The 1,897-nt window shown below is 41.2% G+C and carries 1 protein-coding gene; it reads right to left on the minus strand.

The window, feature by feature from the left end:
* Positions 1-16: 16 nt before the first annotated feature.
* Positions 17-1,690 carry a methyl-accepting chemotaxis protein gene (locus CH76_RS13175; protein ID WP_051910381.1) on the minus strand — a complete coding sequence of 558 codons (1,674 nt, stop codon included), beginning with the start codon at positions 1,688-1,690 and terminating at the stop codon, positions 17-19.
* Between the last annotated feature and the right edge of the window lie 207 nt (positions 1,691-1,897).

Raw genomic sequence — 1,897 nt, forward strand, 5'->3', positions numbered from 1 at the left:
TCCCAGCCTCTTTTTGTTAGTTCGTTACCGTAAAATGACTGACGCGCTGAGTTAAATCTTGAGCACGTTCACTTAGTTCAGTTGCTACTTCTGTGACTTCTTGTAGTGCAAGGCTTTGTGTAGCTACCATTTCAGAGGCTTCAGCAGAGCTTTCTGCATTAATTTGCGCATGGTTAGCAATATCATCAATTGCTTCAGCAACTTGTTGTGTAGCGGCTGATACTTCTTCGGAAGCGCTAGAAACATCCTCAATTTGTGCGCGCATATCAATAATTGCATCACTTATTTGCATAAATGAGCCACCCACATTTTGAATGACCGCTACGCCATGTTGTGCGGCATCAAGGCTATCTTGCATCGCGTGTTCAACGCGTGCAGTATCTTGTTGGATTTCGATTACTAATGCGCTGATTTGGCTTGCTGATGCATTTGATTCTTCTGCTAGTTTACGTACTTCATCTGCTACAACAGCAAAGCCTTTACCATGTTCGCCTGCACGTGCGGCCTCAATTGCCGCATTGAGTGCTAATAAATTAGTTTGGTCAGTAATAGCTGCTATTACTTGTGTCATACTTTCGATTTCTTGCGATTGTTTACTAAGGCGAGCAATCATATGTGACGTTAACTGTGTACTGTCAAAGATTTTTGTCATTTGTTGCTCAGCTGTTAATACGGTTACACCGCCATTATCTGCAATATCAAAAGTGGTGTTAGCACTACTTTGTAAATTTTGTGTTGCACCAGCAATACGCTGTACAGAGACCGCTGTTTCTTGCATTGCATGTGAGCTATCCTGCGCGGCTTGTGCGGTATCCATCATAGTATGGGTAACGCTCTCAGCTGATTGTGCAATTTCTTGTGAAATCGAAGTAAGGCTATCTGTTGTTGCGCTTAGCTCAGATGACGTTGCGCTAAGGTGTTGCGCGTTATCTGTAATCGAAGCTGTTAAAGAAGCAAATTCGGCTTTCATACCATTAAAGGCATGTGATAGCTTACTTAGTTCGTCTTTTGATGTAACAGGTAGGTCAGGTACAGTTAAGTCACCTTCCGCAATTTGTGTAACAGATGCTTCGAGTGCACGGATAGGGCGTACAATTTGCGAGATAATCGCATAGGCGATAAATACACTAATGCCTAGTGCGCCTACAGTAATAAGGAGGGCTAACCATCCTGCAGAAGCGGCTTTTTGTGCTGCTTGTTGTCGACCGTCTTCAATAATGATAGCCACCTCATCTTTAATTGCATCAATAGTAGCGTCAATGTTTTTTTGATAAGGTGAGATGGTGCGTTTATAATAATTGTCTGCTTGCTCACTACCAGGTGTGAAGGCAAAGAAAGTAGTAGCGTAGCCTTCAAAGGTAGTATGCATAGCTTGAAGGTCTGTAGTAATGGTTTTAGCTGTCACTTTGTCTTCTAGGGTTGTAATGGCAACCGCTAATTGGTCATTTAAGCTGTTAAATTGTTGCTGTTGTTTAGGCTCTTCCACTAAAAATAATTGCATTGTGCTTAATTGATCATAAATGACATCATCAATCTCAGTCACAAGCGCTTCAATGGGGAGGCTTTCCTCAAAGACGAGCTCATATTGTTGCTCGACCTGCTTAAGCTGTAGGTAAATCATACCGCATGCGGCGGCAATAATAAGGTTTAAGAAGATAAATACATAAATTAACTTGCGTCGTATTGACATAAAAAAGCTCCTTTGTAGTGTAAAAGTAATGCTAACCCTTATACTCATTATGCACTTTTTTACCATTTAATAAACCTTTTTACACTAACGTCTAAAATGCGCGCGTTAAGTACGGAATAAATGACGTTAAACAGAAATAAAAACCCCCTCAGGATATATGAGTGAACTGAACCCCGAAAAGCGGACACTTAAAAAAAGACCCCTTTT

Origin of the sequence: Lysinibacillus sp. BF-4, from assembly GCF_000743635.1 — a bacterium.
Lineage (GTDB): Bacteria > Bacillota > Bacilli > Bacillales_A > Planococcaceae > Metalysinibacillus > Metalysinibacillus saudimassiliensis.

What these genes read in the sequence shown, in the direction of transcription:
- CH76_RS13175 (WP_051910381.1), bottom strand. Translation starts at nt 1,690, where the DNA reads ATGTCAATACGACGCAAGTTAATTTATGTATTTATCTTCTTAAACCTT.